Genomic DNA, 20,785 nt, shown 5'->3' with positions numbered 1-20,785 from the left:
CTTTATTAAGCTTTGTTAAATACAGAAGGCGGTTGAAACCGCTACCGACTTATCCCCATGTCTAAAGCCAGGGGCTTGCGTCTCGCTCTTTGGTCAACATAGAACTCGTCTCCATTGATATTTTTGGAGCCAGAGCCAGCCCGGAACCTTCCACAGTAAGGGGCTGGCTTCTGACGTTTTAGGGTCTTAACCCTATATACACTTATAGCATAATTCGATGTTTTTAACATCAAGTGACACAAAACTATATATAATGACGTGAGAGTGTAAAATTGAAGACAGTTGCAGTAAATCTATGTCAGCCAATGCCTTCAATACCTTCACGTATGCGAGTTACAGTTACATTGCCAGAAGACGTTCATCAAGCCCTGTCCGAATGGGCTGAAGAAGAAGATAGAACCCTCGCAAACCTGCTTTCCCATGTGGCAGCTAAAGCTGTCAGAGATCGCCAAGAGCAGAAAAAGGAAGAATCTAGAAGCGATCGCACTTAAGCGATCGCCACAGCGTAAGGTGGACTGTTTTGAGATGTTTAGGAGTGCAACGAATGGCTTTAGTGGCGGTTAAACTCACATCGCAACAGGCTTTCCGGCCTGTTCCACAATAAAAATTATTTCTTGTGGGGTGGGCTTCTAGCCCGCCCATAAAAAGCGTTAGCAGTTTGGCAACGTACCTGCTGACTAAATCTGTTCGAGAGCGTCAAGAGTTGAAAAAGGATGAATCTAGAAGCGATCGCACTTAAGCGCGATCGCGCCCAATCCTATCCGCGTCCATCCGCGTCTATCAGCCTACATCTGCGGCAAAAAAAATAAGGTGAGCCGCAGCCCACCCTACTAAGATTATTTCGCAGTCACCAACTGCGCCGGTAGCCGCTTAAACGCCAACCTTTCATTCTCGATATCGACAAAAATGGTATCGCCGTCAACAAAATCTCCCCGCAAAATACCCTTCGCCATTTGCGTTTCCAATTCGCGCTGGATTCCACGCTTCAATGGGCGCGCACCGTACACCGGATCGTAACCGATTTCGGCTAAGAAGTCGATCGCAGATTCCGACAATTTCAGAGACATTTTGCGATCGGCTAAACGTTTTTCCAACCGCTTAACTTGCAACAGCACAATCTGCCGCAATTGGGCCTTACTCAAACCGTGGAAGATAATCATCTCATCAATCCGGTTCAAGAATTCCGGGCGGAAAGTAGCCCGCATCGCCTCCATCACCCGACTCCGCATTTGTTCCTCATCTCCCGCCACATCTAAAATGTATTGAGAGCCGACATTCGATGTCATAATAATCACAGAATTCTTAAAGTCAACCGTGTGACCTTGAGCATCCGTAACGCGGCCGTCATCCAGAATTTGCAGCATGATATTGAAGACATCCGGGTGCGCTTTCTCGATTTCATCGAATAGAATTACCGAATACGGACGGCGGCGCACAGCCTCAGTTAATTGTCCACCTTCGTCGTAGCCGACGTATCCCGGAGGCGCACCAATTAAGCGCGAAACTGCGTGTTTCTCCATGTATTCCGACATATCAATGCGGACGATCGCCTCTTCGGTGTCAAACAGGTATGATGCTAATGCTTTCGCCAACTCGGTTTTACCAACGCCCGTGGGGCCGAGGAAGATGAAACTCGCCACCGGGCGGTTGGGATCGGACAATCCCGCGCGCGATCGTTGAATTGCATCTGCAACCGCCGTCACCGCTTCATCCTGCCCAATTACCCGCTTGTGCAGTTCATCTTCCAAGTGCAAAAGTTTCTGCATTTCCGATTCAACTAACTTGCTAATCGGAATTCCCGTCCACTTAGAAATAATCTCGGCAATATCAGATTCGGTGACTTCTTCCCGCAGCAGAGTTTTACCTGTAATTTGACTTGCTGTCAGTTTAGCTTCCGCTTCTTCCAGTTTTTTTTGCAACTCGGTTAATTTGCTATATTTCAACTCAGCAGCGCGGTTAAGGTCGTATTTTAACTCAGCTTGTTGAATTTCAATATTAACCTTATCAATCTGTTCTTTAATCTTTTGAATGCTGTCGATGACACTTTTTTCCGATTGCCATTGTGCGTTCAAACCGCTTTGCTGTTCCTTGAGATTTGCTAAGTCTTTTTCCAGTCTTTCTAAACGGTCGATCGATGCAGCATTGCTTTCTTTTTGCAGCGACAGTCTTTCCATTTCTAGCTGCAAAACCTTGCGATCGATTTCGTCTAGTTCTTCCGGCTTGGAAGTAATCTCCATTTTGAGTTTAGCCGCCGCTTCGTCCATTAAATCAATGGCTTTGTCGGGAAGGAAGCGATCGCTAATATATCGAGTTGACAAAGTAGCCGCCGCCACTAACGCATTGTCGGAAATTTTAACGCCGTGATGAACTTCGTATCGTTCCTTCAAACCCCGCAAAATCGAAATAGTATCTTCAACTGTCGGCTGATCGACATAAACTTGTTGAAAACGGCGTTCTAAGGCCGCATCTTTTTCGAGATACTTGCGGTATTCGTCGAGAGTTGTAGCGCCGATACAGCGCAATTCGCCCCTCGCCAACATCGGTTTGAGCAAATTGCCAGCATCCATCGATCCTTGGCTGGCGCCGGCGCCGACAACGGTGTGAATTTCATCTATAAATAGGATGACTTTGCCGTTGCTATCCATAACTTCTTTGAGCACGGCTTTCAAGCGTTCTTCAAATTCTCCCCGGAATTTTGCACCGGCAATTAACGCGCCCATATCTAAGCTAATTAATTGTCTGTCTTTGAGAGATTGCGGCACATCTCCGGTAATAATTCGTTGGGCGAGTCCTTCGGCGATCGCAGTTTTGCCAACTCCCGGTTCCCCAATCAGTACGGGGTTGTTTTTGGTGCGGCGGCTCAAAATTTGAATCGTGCGGCGAATTTCGTCATCCCGTCCGATTACCGGATCGAGTTTGCCTTGACGGGCGGCTTCTGTCAAATCTCGGCCGTATTTTTCCAGCGCTTCATATTTGCCTTCTGGATTTTGATCTGTCACTTTGTTGTTCCCCCGGACTTGGGCGATGATGTCTTTAAGCTTGGCTTCATCTAGTCTAAATTCTTGGAGTAGATTTTTGCCAAAGCGATCGTCCTTAACGTAACCCAGGATCAAATGCTCGATCGAGATAAATTCATCACCGTACTCTTTGCGATAAGCTTCAGCCCTGTCTAGCAGGGTATCGAGGGAACGGCCGAGATAAACGTTGCCACCGCTTCCAGAGATTTTCGGCTGGCGGGTGATAAACTCATCAGTGCGATCGCGCAATTTTGCCACAGAAACTCCAGCCTTGTTAAACAAGCTGCTAGCGAGTCCCGATTCTTGTTCCAGCAAAGCTTTCATCAAATGTTCGCTTTCTAGCTGCTGCTGCTGGGCTGCTTTAACGAGTTCGGGGGTGCGGGCGAGGGCTTCCCAGGCTTTTTCTGTAAATTGGTTAGGATTATTCGGTTGCATAAAATTTAATTCCCTGAATTCAAAAACATGACTGCTGTCAAGGCAATGGCTTAATTGCTCGTACAATTGTCATTGTAGGCAGTTGCGGACGGCGGGGCGATCGGTGTTCCCGTATGTGGAGATAGGTATTTCCGCCCTGTGTTTGAGCTTCTGGTTTGTAGAGAGGACTTTAGTCCGCAGGTTTGTAGTGAGGACTTTAGTCCGCATAAAATCAAAGGACTCAAGTCATCAAACAGTATAGGTTTGTAGTGAGGACTTTAGTCCGCATAAAATCAGAGGACTCAAGTCATCAAACATATAAAAACTGTTTAAAGTTCAACGCCGAGAGGAAATATCGATGATTCCATTACATCCTGAGTTTATTACCAAAAACGGCAAAAAAGAATTTGCAGTAATTCCTTATGAAGAATTTGAAGCACTGCAAGAATTAATTGCTGACATAGAAGATTTGATCGATTTGAGAGCAGCAAAAGAAGAAGATGCAAATCAGCCTTCTCTGCCTTTAGCAGAAGTGAAAAGAATGTTAGGATTACTCAATAATTAATCCGTCTAAACCTGTGTTTCCTGCAACTGGGGGGCAACTTGAATCTGCGGCATCGGTTCGAGGGGAGTATTTACGGGTGCGAACCTGCAATAGCACACGACAATAGTCTCAAAGTCACCGCTAGGTAAATCTTCCGAGTAAGTTTGAACTCGGACGACTTCCCAATCTCCTACTCGGCTGTGCGTGCTCGCAGCGGGAAATTTTGAATCGGCAAACTTTTCTATCCGGTGAAATTCTCGAAATCTGTACCGGTTTCTGTACTTGCCCATTTTTCCAGTGTATAACAACTAATGACTGCTGATTAATACCAATTTTAAAAAAGAATGCAACAGTATTCTTGTCCCCCCCGCAATACAGCGGGGGGGCTAGGGGGGGTCGAAGAGTGTTGCACGATTTTAGAAAAATGGTATAATTTTGCAAGGTGCGTCGCGGGCGAGATTGTCGATTTTTTTTGGGATTGTTGATGGCGACGCACCCTACGGCTAATGACTTGCCTATTTTTCCAGTGTATAACAACTAATGACTGCTGATTAATTTTGCACCGGTGCGTCGCGGGCGAGATTGTCGATTTTTTTTGGGATTGTTGATGGCGACGCACCCTACGGCAAACTGTCAACTGTCAACTGTCAACTGTTTTCATGCCTGCATCACCACCCGTTCCGGGAGAGTGACAATAAAAGTTGAACCTTTACCGTTCTCGCTTTCGACGCTAATTTCGCCGCCGAGAATTTGACACAAACGCTGGCTAATTGTCAATCCCAAACCCGTACCGCCGTACTTCTTAGTAGTCGAAGCATCAGCTTGAGTAAAAGGTTTAAATATTTGCTCTAATTGCTCGTTTGTCATTCCAATCCCAGTATCGCTGACTCTAAAAATTAAAAATTGAGAACTGTAGTTTGCACCAGAGTTAATATCATTATTTTTCTTTCTTTTCTTAGGTTTTGGCTTTTCATTTTTAATTTTTTCGATTTCGATCGTAATCACGCCTTTTTCGGTAAATTTGGCAGCATTGCTGAGCAAATTGAGGAGAATTTGCCGGACTTTCGGTTGGTCGGCGTACATCATGCCCAGTTCACCTTTTACTTGCAGCGTTAAAGCATTGCCTTTTTTCTCTACTAGCGGTTGAGCCGTAGTCATCACTTCTTCAATCATCGTCGCCACATCGAAGTGTTCTAAATAAAGCGTGACGTGACCTGCTTCTATTTTAGAAATATCGAGGATATCGCTGATCATGTCGAGCAAATGTTTGCCTGCGGTTTGAATTTTTTCTAAGTCGGGGAGAAAGTCTTCGGAACCGGAATCTTGAGCATCTTCTTGCAGCATTTCGCTGTAGTTGATGATGGCGTTGAGGGGGGTACGCAGTTCGTGGCTCATGTTGGCGAGAAATGCACTTTTCGAGCGGTTGGCTGCTTCGGCTGCTATTTTTGCTTCTTGCAAGTCTTCCGTGTATTCAGCGACTCTTTGGATCAGTTCGTTGATCGAAATTGCCAGCATTCCTACTTCGTCGGAAGTTGTAACGGGTACTTGCAAGTCAAAGTTTGATTCTTCTGAGACTCGCTGAGCGATCGCGGTTGTGGCTTGTAGCGGTCGGGCGATCGCCCTGCTGGTGTATATTGCCAGTAAAGTGGCGATACCCGCCGATACCAACAGAGAACCAACCAGAATCAGAGTTCCGAGTTGTTCAGCTTTCTCGTAGGTTCTAAAGGCCTCGTCTGCTTTGTCTCGAAAGGTACCAGCCAGTTTGGCCGAATCCTGCGAAAACTGTTCGAGTTTAAAAGCGTTGTTCCCCGTGGCAAAATTATTCAAGTTCCGCTGGAATACCTGTCGCTGCTGCGGATTCAAACCAGATAACTTGGCATTCCCCAGCAGTTTCTGGACTTGTTGGAAGTAAGCTTCTACAGTTTTGCCGTTGGCTTTCGCGAACTCTTGAATCTCTTGGTAATCTGTTACAACAGTGGAATTTGCAGTCGGCGACTGGCTTTGCAGTTGTTCTAGCTGTCCGCTCATCTGAGCAACGCGAGTCAGAAAGTCCGATCGTTCGCGATCGAAAATTTGCGGTTGTCCCGTCAGATTCAGCAGTGATTGCTGGTGAATTCTGACTTCCTGGGCGCTATTATTCAGATTGGTGAGGATTTCGGCTTTATCTCGGTCGATCGCGAGTTTTTCTCTCACTTGCTGTTTGTGATATGACTCTACTCCCCGTCCCCCGGCGGCGCCCAAAATGGCAATACCAATGACCAAGGCGTATCCGCACCCGATTTTTTGCCTGATACCCAAGCGGCCCAACAGACTTTTAAAACCTATTTGAGAATTGTTCTGGGATTGATTGTTCGAGGCTAAGGTTGAAGACATGGGCAATATACTCGTCACCCTGAGGGGCATTATCTATTATTCTAATTGATGCCTGCCTGAGGGTAAATAAAGTTCTGGCAAAGGGCCAATTTTCGGCAGTTATGGGGTCTTTGCAGGGTTCCACACCTCGACCTGCTTTACAGTTTGGGGGAGTTATGGTTAAAAAATTATGGCACAAGCAAGAAGGCAGAAGCAAGAAGCAATAAAAGCCAGGGTTTAAGACATTAGGAACGTCCTCACCGTCGGGCGGTTGCTATATATAGCCTTTCTCAGATAGATCTGGCACGCTTATGGTAAAGGGTAATTGAGAAAAAGGTAATTGGTAATGGGGAAAAAGGTAAGCGATAGTTCCTTTCCTATAGGCTGCCTGAGGCTTCTGTCCGGTAAAGACGCTCTCCGTGTGTGCTCTCAGGGCGATCGTATCAGAATTTGGCATAACTCATATTTAGGAGAACCGCTATAAGTAGCGAGTGATAAGTTGCGAGTTATAAATTTGATTGGCGATTCAAGCCTCTACTCTACTCGCAACTCACAACTTATCAACTTATGGGAGCATCTCAGTTTGGAGTTTGTAGTGCTGTCCCCGCTCGCTTGCTGTTAAAACCAAGCGAGCTCTTAAGCTCGCACTACAACAAAAAAAGCTTTTTGCCAAAATGAGATGATCCCCAACTTATCGCTATTCTTCTACTGGCAAAGTCGAAATTGTGCTAATTCAGCAGGAAGTTTTGAAGCATTAGGTACGGTAGCAGAGGCAGGAACGAAGATTCCCATACCAAAACTGCAACCCTCTTCCTTCGTACATTCGCCAGGCTTGGCAGTGATTTGATATTCCCCTTGGGATGGCGGAGTAAAAGAGATTGATACCAGTTCGCCCGTCTTTTGACTCGTACCGATTTCTTGGCCAGTGTTGACATCCTTGAGGGTTAGGTTTAAATCCTGGCAATTTCCGTCGCAAGTGGCTACAAAAACATACTCAATATCTGGATGCAGCGTTGCTCTAAAAGGAGATGAAACTTGTTTGCGAACAGTGCCTATCAATGGCCAAAACACCAATTTTTGACCGTTGCTTGAACGCTGGTCAACTTCTGTTTTCAAGCGACAAGTAACAGTTTTTTGCTCGTTGGTTAGTTCTTGAGCAATAGCATTTCCTACGATTGCAGTACCCAGCAGCAGTGCAATCCCGGAGATAGTCAGATGTTTGATATTCATTGATGTCCCCTCAAACTAATTTCTGGGTGATTGCAATAGACCGCTTTTCGTGGCAGTCTATTGATTTATCTGGAGCCTATCACATTTGTTGACTTTTCCCAAAAAAAAGTCGCCTAAAAATGCGATCGAACTGGGTACATCTGGGTTTTGCATTTGTAGTGCTGTCGGGAGCACAGCAAAGCTTTGTAAAGCACGCTCTTCGAGGACAGCACTGTAAAAAAAATGCTTTTTGCGAAAGTGAGATGCTCCCATCGAACTCATGTCTGGCCGATTATGAATCTGCCGTCAGCTATCGCGCAAACTCCACAGATTGCGGACACTACGAGCAGAACCTCGTCCTGTTTGTATTGTACTAAATTAGGAGGCTCCGCATCGGTGTCTAGAAACCTAGTTTCGCGAAGCATGACCGCATATAAGTTATTAGTTATCATCTCATATTGACTGCGGTCATGCTTCGCCCCTACGGATATATTCGCTTGCATTGAGATGCACCCCTCAAATGTCTGATAAAGCTTCGCAGATACCACACCAACAACATAATTTTGCTGATGTCAATATACACATAGGTTGATTTTTTTGCGATCGCCTTTTTCAAAAAATTTGGGTACACCGAAACCTGTATTGCTAAGCTTTTGAAGTTTGATTGAGTACATCATTTACCCTATAATACCAAATCCGGGTTATTTATCCCCGTTATAAGTGGTAGGGTGCGTCGCTATCAGAGATCTCTCAATAGCAACGAGAGTTGTTCGTGGCGACGCACCCTATATTTACTTCCTTAGGATAGCGAATTAAATAATTTACAATTTTAATTATTATTATTGTGGGATGGGCGTCCCGCCCGTCCAAAAAGGGCGGGCGGGACGCCCATCCCACAAACTTGTGGAAGTTATAAGTGGTAGGGTGCGTCGCTATGAGATCTCTCAATAGCAACGAGAGTTGTTCGTGGCGACGCACCCTACATTTACTTCCTTCTTCCTTCTTCCTTCTTCCTTCTTCCTTCTTCCTTCATTTATCGCTGTGCCGAAAATCCCAAGCTGGCACAAACTTAGAATCTCCCCAAATACCGCGGCGATTTTTCTTGGCTTCGGCTTCCGCTTGTTGCACAACAGTTGCACTCGGACAGTTTTTTAAGTATGGAGTGTAAACCATTGCTAATCCTTCGCGCAGCAAAACTTCTTGAGCAAATGTGCCATTTGGCAAGCGAACTTCGCTAACTTTACGGCCATAGCGGTCAGTATCAGTGACTGTCAAAACGACGCGACCGCCCCCTTCTTTGACGAGTTGCTGCATTCTTTGCTCGGCTAGATTACCCCACTTAAACTGATTTTTATATGCTGCTTTTTTGCTATTTTTTTCGGCGTTAGTGTGAGCAATTTCTGGTGCATCTACGCAGGCAAAACGCACTTTAATATCTTTGCCGGCGGCATCGCTGGCGACAAGAGTATCGCCGTCGCTGACTCGTTTGACAGCATAATTGTTGGGCGGTAGCTTTTGCGGACAGCCGGAGAGTAGGAAAAGCAGAGCAACTGCGCTCAAGCTGGTGATTGTAGGCGAAAGGGAGATTTTATTTTGTGTCATGGTTTTCTTTTTTTTATTTAGTTTCCATCCAATTTTGCCCCGCGTGGATATCAACTATCAGGGGTACGCTAAGCGGCAGAGCACTTTCCATCGCCGTTCTAATTTTGGGCTGCAATTCTTCCCATTCATCGGGAGGTACTTCAAATATTAATTCATCGTGAACTTGCAGCAGCAGCCGCGCCTGATAGTTTTGCAAAATTTTGTCTACCTCAATCATGGCAAGTTTAATGATATCAGCACTTGAGCCTTGAATGGGAGCGTTTGCTGCGGCGCGCAAAGATTGGGCGTCATCTCTGCTTAAGCGCGCCAGTTGTTCGGAGTGAATGTCTTCGGGATTGCTGCCTTTTAAGCGCTGGAGGCTGCCATTTTTGTCGAAGTTGAGATAGCGGCGGCGGCCGAGTATTGTGGTAACGTAGCCTAGGGCGATCGCCTCTTTTTTTACTTTTTCCAAGAATTCAAAGACTTTACTGTAACGCTGGTTGAATCGTTCAATAAACTTTTTACCGTCTGCTGAAGATTTGCCCATCGAACGACCAAACTTGATCGCCCCCATACCATAAATTACCCCAAAATTAATCGTTTTCCCAAACCGCCGTTCATCCGGCGTGACATCCTCCTTTTCAAACAGCAGTTGAGCCGTCAGAGTATGCACATCTCGGTTATTGTTGTAAGCTTCGATTAACACAGGTTCTTGACTCAAATGAGCCAAAATTCGCAGTTCAATTTGAGAATAGTCAGCCGACACCATCAGCCAACCAGACTCAGGTAAGAAAGCCTTGCGAATTTGCCGCGAAAACTCGGTGCGGATCGGAATATTTTGTAAATTGGGATTGGAAGAAGAAAGTCGGCCCGTACCCGTTGCAGCTTGGTTGAAATCTGTATGCACTCGCCCGGTATCTGCACGCACCAACTGCGGCAAAGCATCGACGTAAGTTGATTTTAATTTGGATAATGTTCGGTGTTCTAATAAATCGTCTACAATCGGGTGGTCTCCTTGCAATTTATCCAAAACAGCGGCGTCTGTAGAGTATCCCGTTTTGGTTTTGCGAGACTTTTTCTGAAACTGTTCGGGGATTTTTTCTAACAAGATTTCGCTGAGTTGTTTCGGTGAACCTAAATTAAACTTTCTTCCCGCAGCCTCATAGGTATTTTCTTCGAGTTTGGCTAATTTTATTTCTAGCTCTTGGGATAAGGTATTGAGATAAGCTGAATCAATGCGAATTCCGCAGTATTCCATTTCAGCTAAAACAGGTTCGAGGGGCTGTTCTACTTCCAGCAGCAATCGATGCAGAGAATTTTCAGATGGCGCATTTTTATCCGCTTTATCCAATTCGGCTCTAAGTTTACCTACTAATTGAAATGTAGTGTGAACATCCATGCCGCAGTAGCCAGCTACTTTCGGAATGCTGATGTCAGCAATTGTTTTGCCTTTAGGTACTAATTGATTGTAACTTTTGGGATTATGGCGTAAGTATTCCCTTAATGGTTCGCTGACACTGTGATTTTCTTCTGAATCGACTAAGTATTTCTTTGACAATTCGCTGAGACTGTGGCTGGTTTCTGGGTTGAGTACGTAACTGGCTAGCATGGTGTCGAAGACGACGGCGGCGAGTTTGATTCCTTGACAGCGCAATATTAGGCGATCGAATTTAGCATTTTGCAGCGCCTTGGGATAATTCTCGCTTTCCAAAATCGGACGCAAAGCATTTAAAACCGTGGCTTTGTCCAAGTTTGTGCCGGTTTTGTGTCCCGTGGGAATGTAAGCTAAATCTTGTTCTCCGGTTCCCCAACAGCAGCCAATTCCGACTAATTCGGCATCTCGCGGTTCTAAGGCGGTGGTTTCGGTATCCCACGCCACGGGCGAGGCTTTATCGGTGTGGGTTTGTAGGAGTTGGACTAATTCGTTTAACTGTTCGGTTGTTTGAATGATTCGCGGTTTAATTGGTAGTTGGTTTGCTTGTTGAGCGGCTAGGGTTTCTTTAAGACTGTAGAAAGCTAATGCTTCATCTTCAGATGAATTGATTGTGGGGTGGGCATCTTGCCCGCCCGAAGCAACAGGCAAGATGCCTGTTCCACTGTCTGAGGAATTGATTGTGGGGTGGGCATCTTGCCCGCCCGAAGCAACAGGCAAGATGCCTGTTCCACTGTCTGAGGAATTGATTGTGGGTTGGGCATCTTGCCCGCCCAAAGAAACAGGCAAGATGCCTGTTCCACTGTCCGCCAATGGCTCTTCTGTGCCGCCAAAACGCTTTTGAATTTGTTTGACTTTGGTTAAAAATGTTTTAAATTCTAACTTTTCCAGCATCGGAATCAATGCTGCTTCGTCAAAACCTTTAAGCTGACAATCTTCTAAGTTGATTTCTAAGGGAACTTCTTGAATAATTGTCGCCATGCGCTGAGAATGATAGGCAGCTTCTTTCCCTTCTTCCAACTTTTTCTTAGTTGCGCCTTTAATCTCGTCGATCGCAGCATAGATGCCGTCGAGGGAATTGTAAGCTTCCAACAATTGCAGGGCGGTTTTGTCGCCGATGCCTTTGACTCCGGGAATGTTGTCGGATTTGTCGCCGCAGAGGGCTTTGTAATCTATTACTTGTGCTGGTATAATTCCGAGTTTTTCTTTGACTGCTTCCGGGCCGTATTCTTGGGATTTGCCTTTGCCCGATCGCCTGAGTTCATCCGTGCTCAAGTACAATACGCTGATGTGTTTCTCGGTTTCTACTAATTGAAACAAATCTCGATCGCCCGTCAGGATTTTAACCGCATAACCCGCGGCGCTGGCTTTGTTCGCCAAAGTTCCCAAAACATCGTCGGCTTCGTAGCCCGGAGCAGTGACTGCTGGTAAATTGAGATAGCCCAGGAGTTCTTGCAGGTTTTTGAGATCGGGGATAAAATCTTCGGGGGTTTCGGCACGACCGGCTTTGTAGGTTTCGTCTGCTTCGTGGCGAAAAGTGGGCGTGGCGAGGTCAAAGGCGATCGCCATGTACTGGGGATCGTGGGCGGCCATAACTTCCAGCAGCGACTTGAGAAAGCCAAAACAGACGCTGGTGGGAATGCCTGTGGTAGTTCGCAAGCCTCCGTCTCGACTTTTGGCAAAGGCGAAGTAGGAACGAAAGGCCAGGGAGTGGCCGTCAACTAGGATGAAGGTGGGAGGTTGATTTTCCGACACTGACACAGATGGCGATCGCCCGAAACTATTTTTCCATTCTACCCAGTTGTCATACCTTTTTTAAAACCGAACGCAACGTTAAAAAAGCTCGAAACCCTTATATCATAACTACTTTCCAAATCTAAAATCTCAAATCCAAAATCTCAAATCTCAAATCGCTCGATCGGCTTAATGTGCAGCTTGGCTGAGAATGGTAGAAGATAGTGAACGAACCTGGCGGTCAACTGGGTACAGTTAGACCGCAGGCTTCTTTTTCCTTTTTTTCAAAGGCTTTTTATAGTGAGGTAGTTCCACCCCCACTTGACTAATATAGTATCAGAGTATTTCCTCTTCATCAAGGGGTGTACAAGAATAATTGTCGGCTTCCGTTCCTCCATCCGACGAGCCTTTCATCAAGCGCGGTAATTCATTCGGGGGTACTTCGCGCAGCAATTGAGATTCATCCCCCTCTGAATATACCCTTAGACTTCCCGGCTGGTAGTTAAGTACGATCGCAAATTTACCAGAAAGAATTAATTGAAAGTCTCTCGCTTTGAGGGAGAAATTAAAATCAGACTATTCATTACTCCAATCCTCGGAGTTAAGCGGTTGAGGTAGCTCTCAAACTGTCAACTGTCAACTGTCAACTGTTGAACAACACCAGCCGATCGAAGCTTATGGGTGACATTAATCGATGCTACGAAATCCTCGAAATAGAGCCTGGAACTTCCCCAGAAGAAATTAAGCGCGCTTACAGGGATTTAGCCTTTGTGTGGCATCCCGATCGGTTTGCACACAACGATCGCCTGCAACAAAAAGCCCAACAAAGATTAACAGAAATCAATCAAGCTTACGACGAGTTGGTGTTATTTCTCAGTCAGCCTCCACCTCCGGCGATCGACAAACCATCTCAGCAGCCACCGCAACCATCACCACCAGAAAAGCCGCCCGAAAAGCCGCTGAGAAGGCGATCGGCAAAATCAGCCCGCAAGCCCGGTTCCCAGCGCACTCAAAGCCGGCAAAAAAAAGCCGCATCCCACAAAATTTCCACTCCAAACAACCCGAAAAACAAGAAACGATTTACAACTCAAAATCGCCAAACGTGGGGGGGGAAAAAGCCATCGGGGCCCACCGTGGCGAGGGAAGCGCGGCCATCTCAAAAATATGCCTACCTTACCCCGAACCGGAAAAAAGAATTTCCGACTCCATACTCACAACCGCGGCTATCTCAAAAATATTCCATCTTCCCTTGGGGGCAGTTGGCGATCGCAGTTGGGAGTTACGCTGTGACAGGCTACATTTTGACGAAATTTGACGCCCCAATGTGGATGTTGACTTTAATCTGGGGTGCGGATTGGTTGTGGGCCGCGATTTTGCTGGCGGAGGGTTCGGCAACGCCTAGAGTGTGGCTGGCGGCGTTAGTTTTGGCTGGGACGGTGGGGGGGTCGATCGCCGGTTTTCAGGCGGGAGGAATCGCAACAGGGGCTGCTTGGGCGCTAGTTGGGGCTGGTTTGGGGGCGATCGCCAGTTCAGAGGCCCAGTCCCGGGCCGTGGCTGTAGTTTTGGCAGCAGCGGGAGTGCTGACAGTGGTGGGATTGATGGCTGGAACGGGTTCCGGTAATTGGCTGAAGGTGTTAGTGGAGGCGGTTTGTTGGGGGATTGTGGGCTTGATGTGCGGGCTGGCGGCGGAACTAGGCGTACATTCTGGTGGGCCCGTCGGGCTTGGAGGTGCGATCGGGCTCTTGATTGGTGCGTGGGCGGGGGCTTTGACTGGGCAGGGTTCGGGGGATTTCGCCCAAGCCTTGGCTATCGCGGGCTCTCAGGCTGTTTATGGGGCTTGGGCTGCGATCGGGATTGTTGCAGGAGTTGTGGCGCGGATGGTAGCTGGGGAAAGGTCGATCGGCAATGGCGGGCTTTACACATTTATCCTGTTAGTGGCTACTTCTGGTTTCGGGTTGTGGCTGGGAAATTGGCTGGTTGGGCGAATCTTTTAAATTAGTAAGTTGTCAGTTGGTAGGGGCCCGGCCTTGAGTGCCCGCCCTCTTAGTCATTAGTCATTAGTCATTGCGGAAAATTACCAGAAAGAATTGGTTAAAAGCCCCAACCCCGATCGGGAGAAATTAAAATTATACCAATTAAAAAAAAGCAACAGTATTCTTGTCCCCCCCTTTACAAGGGGGGGCTAGGGGGGGTCAAGCGTATTGCACAATTTTATAAAAATGGTATTAGACTATTCATTACTCCAATCCTCGGACTTAAAGGTAAAGATCGCTATCAAACAGTCAACAGTCAACAGTCAACTGTCAACTGTCAACTGTTGAACAATCCCCCATGCCCCATGCCCAATTCCCAATGCCTAAAAATTCCAGCACTTATCGCTTTTGAGCAGCACTTCAAACTCAGCCTTTGGCAAAGCCTGACTGAAAAAATGACCTTGAATTTCGTCGCAATCGTGTGCACACAAAAAAGAAAGTTCCCGCTGATTTTCTACCCCCTCAGCAATCACAGTCATATTCATGGAGTGCGCCATTTGAATAATCGCTATTGTAATCGCAGCATTTTGGCGATCGTCAGCAATATCGCGAATAAAACTCTTATCAATTTTGAGCGCATCAAACGGCAAGCGTTTCGGATAGCTCAAAGAAGAATATCCCGTGCCAAAATCATCAATTGCTATCCTAATCCCCATATCTCTCCACACAGTAAAAGCTTGAGCTGCTGCCGCTTCATCTTGCAAAACTAAACCTTCCGTCAATTCTAATTCCAGACATTTAGGATCTAGATGAGTTTCTCTTAATATCTGGCTGACTCTCTCGGTCAAATTTTTGCGATCGAACTGGCGGGCTGATACGTTGACTGCTACCCGCAGCGGAGGCAAACCCTCTGTTTGCCAAGCTTTAGTTTGCCTGCAAGCCGTCTCTAACACCCATTCGCCCAGCGGTGCAATCAAGCCCATCTCTTCAGCCATGGGAATAAATTCCGCAGGGGAAACTCTGCCCCTTTTTGGATGGTTCCAGCGCACCAAAGCTTCAGCACCAATAATTTTTCCGGTTTTAATTTCTATTTGTGGCTCATAGTAAACTTCAAATTCCGAGCGTTTTAAAGCATTACGCAGGCAAGTCTCTTGAGTAAATTTATTGATATAATTATTCGCAACTTTTGCCGTATAAAACTGATACTTGTTGCCACCTTTTTCCTGAGAATTGTACATAGCTGTATAAGCATTTTTTAGCAGCTCTTCTCCATCGTTGCCGTCGCCAGGAGACAAAGAAATGCCCATACTTGCCGTGACATAGAGTTCCGAGCCTTTGACAATCATAGCTTGGGCTACAATATCTAAAATGTTTCGAGCAATCTTGGCAGCATCCTGTTTTTCGGCAACTGGTTCGAGAACAATTGCAAATTCGGCAGATTCCAAACGAGCCACAATATTAATCTTCTCCGTGCAGTTGCTCAACCGCTCAGCAACTTTGCAAAGTACGTAGTCGCCGATATCGTGCCCCAAGGTACTGTTAATTCGGTTAATTCTATCTAAACTAAGAATGACAACGGGAATCATTTCGGGCAATTCTTTTTGCTTGTCTAATAGCAGATTTAGCTGCTCTCGTAACAGCGAACGATTTGGCAAGTTTGTCAAGCAGTCATGCTGATGTCGGTGGAGAGCTATTTGAATAGTTGTGTGCAAGTTTTTTTCTTCAAATGGTTTCACAATATAGCCGAAAGGTTTCGTTGCATTGACGCGCCGTAAAGTGTTTTCGTCCGCATAAGCTGTCAAATAAACTACCGGAATCTGAAAGCGCGATCGAATTTCTTCTGCTGCTGTAATTCCGTCGATTTCTCCTTGGAGGTTAACATCCATCAAAACTAAATCTGGTCTGAATTCGGCTGCGGATTCAATCGCTTCTTCTCCGGAATACACAATACCTGTTATGCTATACCCTCTAGATATTAAACTGTCGGAAATGTCTTCCGCAATGATGCTTTCGTCCTCAACTATCAGAATTTTTTTATTTGACATTAAGTTGTCTCCTTAAAGTGCTATTTTGCTTGGAAAATGTTATTTTAAAATTCGTGCCTGCCGTTTCTAACAGTTCTATTTTACCCCGAATTTGCTTGACCAAAGACCCGACCAGTCGCAAACCCAATGTTCGGGCATTTCGATAATCTAAGTCTGGAGGGAAACCAATTCCACTGTCGCTCACAGCTAGCACGCAAACCCGGTTATTATCTAAAGTAAAATCTATTTTTATTTTACCTTGAGTTTGTCCTGTAAAAGCATACTTGAGCGAGTTTGTCACAAGCTCGTTGATAATTAACCCGCAAGGAACTGCCGTATCAATATTCATAGAACACGGCGCAATATTTGTTTGCAACTTCACGCCTTCTGTATCAATTTCATAAGCTTGGAATAAATTGTGGGCAAGATTTTGGATGTATTCAGCAAAATCAATGTTTGACAAGTCTTTGGATTGATACAATTGTTCGTGCACCATGGCCATCGATCTGACTCGGTTTTGACTTTCTTTTAACATTTCACTAACGCGACTGTCTTGGATGTAGCGGGACTGAAGTTTGAGCAAACTCGAAATAACTTGAAGGTTGTTTTTGACGCGATGGTGAATTTCCTTGAGGAGGACTTCTTTTTCTGCGAGGGATGCTTTGATGCGATCTTCGTCGCGCTTGCGATCTGTAATGTCCCGCACTACTGCTTGAATTATTTTTCTACCGTTAATTTCCATTGCATTTAACAGCACTTCTGCGGGAAATTCTGAATCGTCTAGCCGTTTGTGCACCCAGTCAAAGCGACAGCTACCTGTTTGCATTGCTGCGGATATTTTTTGTGTTGCTAGACTGCACGAGTCTTGTCCGTTAGGCTGAAATTCCGGGGAGAATTCGCTAGGTTTCTTGCCGTAAAACTGTTCTTGATTGCTGCAACCAAAAATTGCTAGGGTGGCGAGGTTGCAGTCAAAAAAATTGTCTTCTTCGATCAGCATTACTGCGTCGCTGGTGGCTTCGTAAAGGCTCCGAAATTTGCATTCAGACTCTTGCAAAGAAACGATTAATTGGCTTTTTTGAGCTTCGGCGCGCTTGCGCTCGGTAATGTCTATTCCTACGGAAACTGCTGCGGTTCCTTGATGATATTTTTGAGCTACTATTAAATAATTGCAGGCTAAGCCGTTAATTTCTATATCTATTTCTTGGGAGGTTTGCTGACATGAACTGTGAAAAAAGTTTCGGATCAGTTGTCCAAAAGTTGAGCCTTTGTCGAGAAAGTTGATTTCTTCCCCGACAAAACTTTCAGGAGACCGTTTGAACGAGGTTGCTAAGTGCTGGTTGACTCCAATATACCGCAAATCTGAACTGACCCAAGAAATCAGTCCGGGCACGGCATCCAAGACGGCGCGAAGTTGGTCTGTAGCTTCTTGGAGTGCTTCTTCGGATCGCTTGCGATCGCTAATATCTGTCGCCGTTCCGCACAGGCCTAAAATAGCGCCGTTTTCAGCTTGGTTGACGATGCTGTTGACGCGCAGGTGGACGGCGGTACCGTCTTTGCGGATGTGTACTATTTCGTAAGGCAAATTAGGGGTTTGTGGCTGAAGGCTGGTTCTTGCTAAGAGTTGGGCAAATATTTCTATTTGTCTGGCTTTTTCTTCTTTAATCAAAAAATCTGCAAAGCGACGACCGATCATTTCTAGGGGTTCGTAACCGTAGATCCTTTTGGCGGCGGAATTGACAAAAGTCAAGATGCCTTGAATGTCGATCGACCAAATCAACTCTTGGGAGGTTTCTACGAGGTTGCGGTACTTTTTTTCGCTTTCGGCCAGTGCTGCATTCGAGACTGCCGTTTGCAGAGTAAGTTTGTCTTCTAATTCTTGATTTGAAAGAGAGAGAGTTGTCATGGCTCGCTCGCGCTCGGTAATATCAGTAGAAACACCGACAGCCCCGACAACTTCGCCGTTTGCGTCTTGCAGCGGTGCCGATCGAATTTCGTGAATAAAATGCCCCTGTTGGGCATTCCAAGTGCGATCGTTTCCCGCTAGTACCTGGGCAATATTTTCTAAGATATCTGGCTGGCTGTAAACTGCAAAAATCGACTGCCCGAGGGTCTCAGCCGGTTCGAGCCCCAAATTTTCCAATCCTTTGCCTGCTGCAAGGGTTAACCTGCCGTCTTTGTCGGTTGCCCACAGGAAAACTGGAGCACAACTGACAGCGGCGTGCAGGGTTTGGTTGTCTTGTTTCAGGCGATCGATTTCTGCCTGAAGCCGATCGCGCGTGTTGCCTAATTCTACCGTTAGTCGATCGGCTTTTTCCTGCCAACTGGCAGTAGTACCGCAGATTTCTGTGGCATTGCTGGAAGCATAGATGGATTGGTTGCAGTGTGACATGGTTACTCAGGGAAGCACTGTTATATTTAACCCCTGCCTATCTTTTAAGCATAAACTTTTTCAATCAAATATTACAGTTCGTTGCGATACTCATCTGAGGAAGATTCGATAATTTCAAGCTAGTGTCAAGGATTCATAAATCGTGGCTTGCCCGGTTGTGTGGCGACTATTCAGAAATTGACAACAAGCTGAATAATGGTTCCGAATCGATACTTTTACCCTAAGTATGTGTAGTAGTGCAAAAAGAAGTTTCGCAATCCTCGGCTTGCACAAGACCTAGAATTATAAAGTTATTATATTTGCTTGCGTATATTTACGCACCTAGGAATCGGAAATCGCGAATTTTGAAATATAACCACCGGGCCCGACGGTTAGGAAGTTCTCGCATTGCACTTGCCCCATGCCGTCGATTGTCGATTGCCCCTTCCCTCTTCGTCATTTCCTCTTGCTTTTTCCAAGGGCCACATCTGTGTTTTGCTTTTACACGGTGTTTTGGTGTGCGGGACACTCGCTATATGTATATCAGCTTTGGTGTGCCGGGACGCTCAGGGAAGAGTAACAAACGGTTTTTACTGTTCCCAGAGATGTTATATCGTTTCCGGTTGCATCGGAATTATTTAACCGCAGAGAACACAGAGAACACAGAGGGAGATAAGAGAGATGAATACAGGACGATGAAGGGCGGATTTGATATTGCCCTTCCTTCTGACTTCTGCGTTATTTCTTATTCCTTCTGCCTTCAATTAATTCCCCAAGATTTGATAGTTTTGTCTAAACTGCCGCTGATAATAGTTTCGCCATCGCTGCTAAAAGTAAGACAAGTAACAGAAGCTTGATGTCCGCCGAGAGTGTGAATTTGTTCGCCGGTGCGGGCATTCCATGATTTGAGATTACCATCGGCGCTAGCACTGACAACAGTGCGCCCGTCGGGACTAAAGACGATCGCATTTATCGAGTTAAAATGCCCTGCCAAAGTTATTGGACTATCCGGATGCGATAGCTGGCGCAGTTGAATGTTTCTGTCCCAGCCGCCAGCAGCCAAAGTCTGCCCGTCTCGACTGAAAGCTAGACAATTGGCATAACCTTTAATTGTTTGGGAGCATTCTCGGCTGCCGAGGTTCCAGATTTTAATGGTACCATCAGAACTGCTGCTAGCGCGAGAGTTGGTGCGATCGGGCTAAAAGCCAAACTCGCAATTCCTCCTTTATGAGCTCCCCAAGTTAAATGACTGCCAAAAGTACAAATTAACTTTCCGCTCTCTAAATCCCAAATTTTGATTGTAGTATCTGCCGAACCCGTGGCGATAACTCGACTGTCGGGACTGATGACAATTGCGGTAATTTCCCCTTCGTGTCCGAGGGAAGTATGCAGCAATTCTCCTCCCTGCCAAATTTCGATCGCGCGGTGTTTCGGAAGATTTCTGCTCCTGACAAAAACTTCGGTTTCTTGGCAAAGAACAAAAGTTTCTTGAGCGCGGGGATACTTGTCTACAGTATAGAGTATTTCTCCTGTCTCTAAATCGCAAATTCTAATTATTTTGCCGTGCAAACTCGCCGTGCGAGATCCTCCGGGACTAATCGCTACATTTGTCCCAGTTTTCACAGTGCGGGCGGACAAAAGGTTCTGTCCGTTGTCGCAAAACTGAATAAGCAACTCGCTGCACTTCGAGTGCGGGATCTAGCAGGGCTGCAATTGCTAAATTCAAACCGGCGTCTCCGTATTTAGGAGCATCTTTAACGGCGGCCATGCGCGGCTCGACACTAGGACTGTGCAAGCGCTGCTTGACTCCGGCGATGCCTCCCAAAACGGCGGCGGCGATCGGGATTTGACTTTGGCCGCCGAGGACGGCATCATATTCTTTGGGTTGGTTAGAATTGTCGGAAATCATACCATTTTAGATTTTAGATTTTAGATTTTAGATTGGGAAATTGGGGAATTGGTAATTAACTGGCGAGACACGAAAGTTGACAATCGGTAGAGCGATTTAAAACTTAAATTTTGGCAAGGGCATGACGCTGGGTACCAAGCTGCCAGAAACCGGGTTTAATTGCAGGCGCAAAAAAAGCAAAACCCGCAATATTTCGTAAATATCGGGTTAAATAGCGTAAGTCCTAAC

The 20,785-nt window shown here is 46.1% G+C and carries 14 protein-coding genes; 3 read left to right on the top strand and 11 right to left on the bottom strand.

What is annotated here, in order from left to right; translation table 11 throughout:
• Window positions 1-326: 326 nt before the first annotated feature.
• Window positions 327-491, top strand: a complete 165-nt coding sequence (locus tag JGK07_RS22925) for a hypothetical protein (RefSeq protein ID WP_293177333.1) — start codon at window positions 327-329, stop codon at window positions 489-491.
• Between the two features lie 345 nt (window positions 492-836).
• Here the strand turns inward: JGK07_RS22925 and clpB are convergent, their stop codons facing one another.
• Window positions 837-3,452: an ATP-dependent chaperone ClpB gene (gene clpB, locus JGK07_RS22920; RefSeq protein ID WP_293242091.1), complete on the bottom strand. Its 2,616-nt coding sequence runs from the start codon at window positions 3,450-3,452 to the stop codon at window positions 837-839.
• Between the two features lie 337 nt (window positions 3,453-3,789).
• On the opposite strand from clpB, the gene JGK07_RS22915 reads away from it, so the two are divergent.
• The gene (locus JGK07_RS22915; RefSeq protein WP_293242088.1) at window positions 3,790-3,996 is read left to right on the top strand and encodes a type II toxin-antitoxin system prevent-host-death family antitoxin; all 207 of its coding nucleotides are present in this window, start codon (window positions 3,790-3,792) and stop codon (window positions 3,994-3,996) included.
• A gap of 5 nt (window positions 3,997-4,001) precedes the next feature.
• Here JGK07_RS22915 and JGK07_RS22910 read toward each other — a convergent pair whose 3' ends face one another.
• From JGK07_RS22910 to polA, 5 genes are all read right to left on the bottom strand, one after another.
• On the bottom strand, window positions 4,002-4,265 hold the full coding sequence (locus JGK07_RS22910; RefSeq protein ID WP_293242084.1) for a hypothetical protein: 264 nt from the start codon (window positions 4,263-4,265) through the stop codon (window positions 4,002-4,004).
• A 367-nt stretch (window positions 4,266-4,632) separates the two neighbouring features.
• On the bottom strand, window positions 4,633-6,348 hold the full coding sequence (locus JGK07_RS22905; protein WP_293242081.1) for an ATP-binding protein: 1,716 nt from the start codon (window positions 6,346-6,348) through the stop codon (window positions 4,633-4,635).
• A 684-nt stretch (window positions 6,349-7,032) separates the two neighbouring features.
• The gene (locus tag JGK07_RS22900) at window positions 7,033-7,557 is read right to left on the bottom strand and encodes a hypothetical protein (protein WP_293177321.1); all 525 of its coding nucleotides are present in this window, start codon (window positions 7,555-7,557) and stop codon (window positions 7,033-7,035) included.
• Between the two features lie 1,008 nt (window positions 7,558-8,565).
• On the bottom strand, window positions 8,566-9,138 hold the full coding sequence (locus JGK07_RS22895; protein WP_293190440.1) for a thermonuclease family protein: 573 nt from the start codon (window positions 9,136-9,138) through the stop codon (window positions 8,566-8,568).
• A 13-nt stretch (window positions 9,139-9,151) separates the two neighbouring features.
• A complete protein-coding gene (gene polA, locus JGK07_RS22890) occupies window positions 9,152-12,304 on the bottom strand; it encodes a DNA polymerase I (RefSeq protein ID WP_293224827.1) in 3,153 nt (1,050 codons plus the stop codon).
• A gap of 656 nt (window positions 12,305-12,960) precedes the next feature.
• On the opposite strand from polA, the gene JGK07_RS22885 reads away from it, so the two are divergent.
• A complete protein-coding gene (locus tag JGK07_RS22885; RefSeq protein ID WP_293224825.1) occupies window positions 12,961-14,277 on the top strand; it encodes a J domain-containing protein in 1,317 nt (438 codons plus the stop codon).
• Between the two features lie 362 nt (window positions 14,278-14,639).
• Here JGK07_RS22885 and JGK07_RS22880 read toward each other — a convergent pair whose 3' ends face one another.
• The 5 genes from JGK07_RS22880 to JGK07_RS22860 form a co-directional block, all read right to left on the bottom strand.
• Complete coding sequence (locus tag JGK07_RS22880; protein WP_293207806.1) at window positions 14,640-16,301, bottom strand: EAL domain-containing protein; 1,662 nt, start codon at window positions 16,299-16,301, stop codon at window positions 14,640-14,642.
• On the bottom strand, window positions 16,291-18,669 hold the full coding sequence (locus JGK07_RS22875) for a PAS domain S-box protein (protein WP_293177309.1): 2,379 nt from the start codon (window positions 18,667-18,669) through the stop codon (window positions 16,291-16,293). The genes JGK07_RS22880 and JGK07_RS22875 overlap by 11 nt, the downstream gene beginning before the upstream one ends.
• A gap of 739 nt (window positions 18,670-19,408) precedes the next feature.
• Window positions 19,409-19,711 (bottom strand): hypothetical protein, encoded by a 303-nt coding sequence (locus JGK07_RS22870; RefSeq protein WP_293177306.1) that lies wholly within the window; start codon window positions 19,709-19,711, stop codon window positions 19,409-19,411.
• A gap of 23 nt (window positions 19,712-19,734) precedes the next feature.
• Window positions 19,735-20,286, bottom strand: coding sequence for a hypothetical protein (locus JGK07_RS22865; protein ID WP_293291057.1), 552 nt, complete (start codon window positions 20,284-20,286; stop codon window positions 19,735-19,737).
• Window positions 20,243-20,557, bottom strand: a complete 315-nt coding sequence (locus tag JGK07_RS22860) for a hypothetical protein (RefSeq protein ID WP_293291055.1) — start codon at window positions 20,555-20,557, stop codon at window positions 20,243-20,245. The genes JGK07_RS22865 and JGK07_RS22860 overlap by 44 nt, the downstream gene beginning before the upstream one ends.
• Between the last annotated feature and the right edge of the window lie 228 nt (window positions 20,558-20,785).

The sequence above is a fragment of the Microcoleus sp. PH2017_24_DOB_U_A genome, from assembly GCF_020738205.1.
Taxonomy (GTDB): Bacteria; Cyanobacteriota; Cyanobacteriia; order Cyanobacteriales; family Microcoleaceae; genus Microcoleus.
Note: the sequence above shows the minus strand (reverse complement) of the source record. Positions and strands in the feature narration are given on the sequence as shown.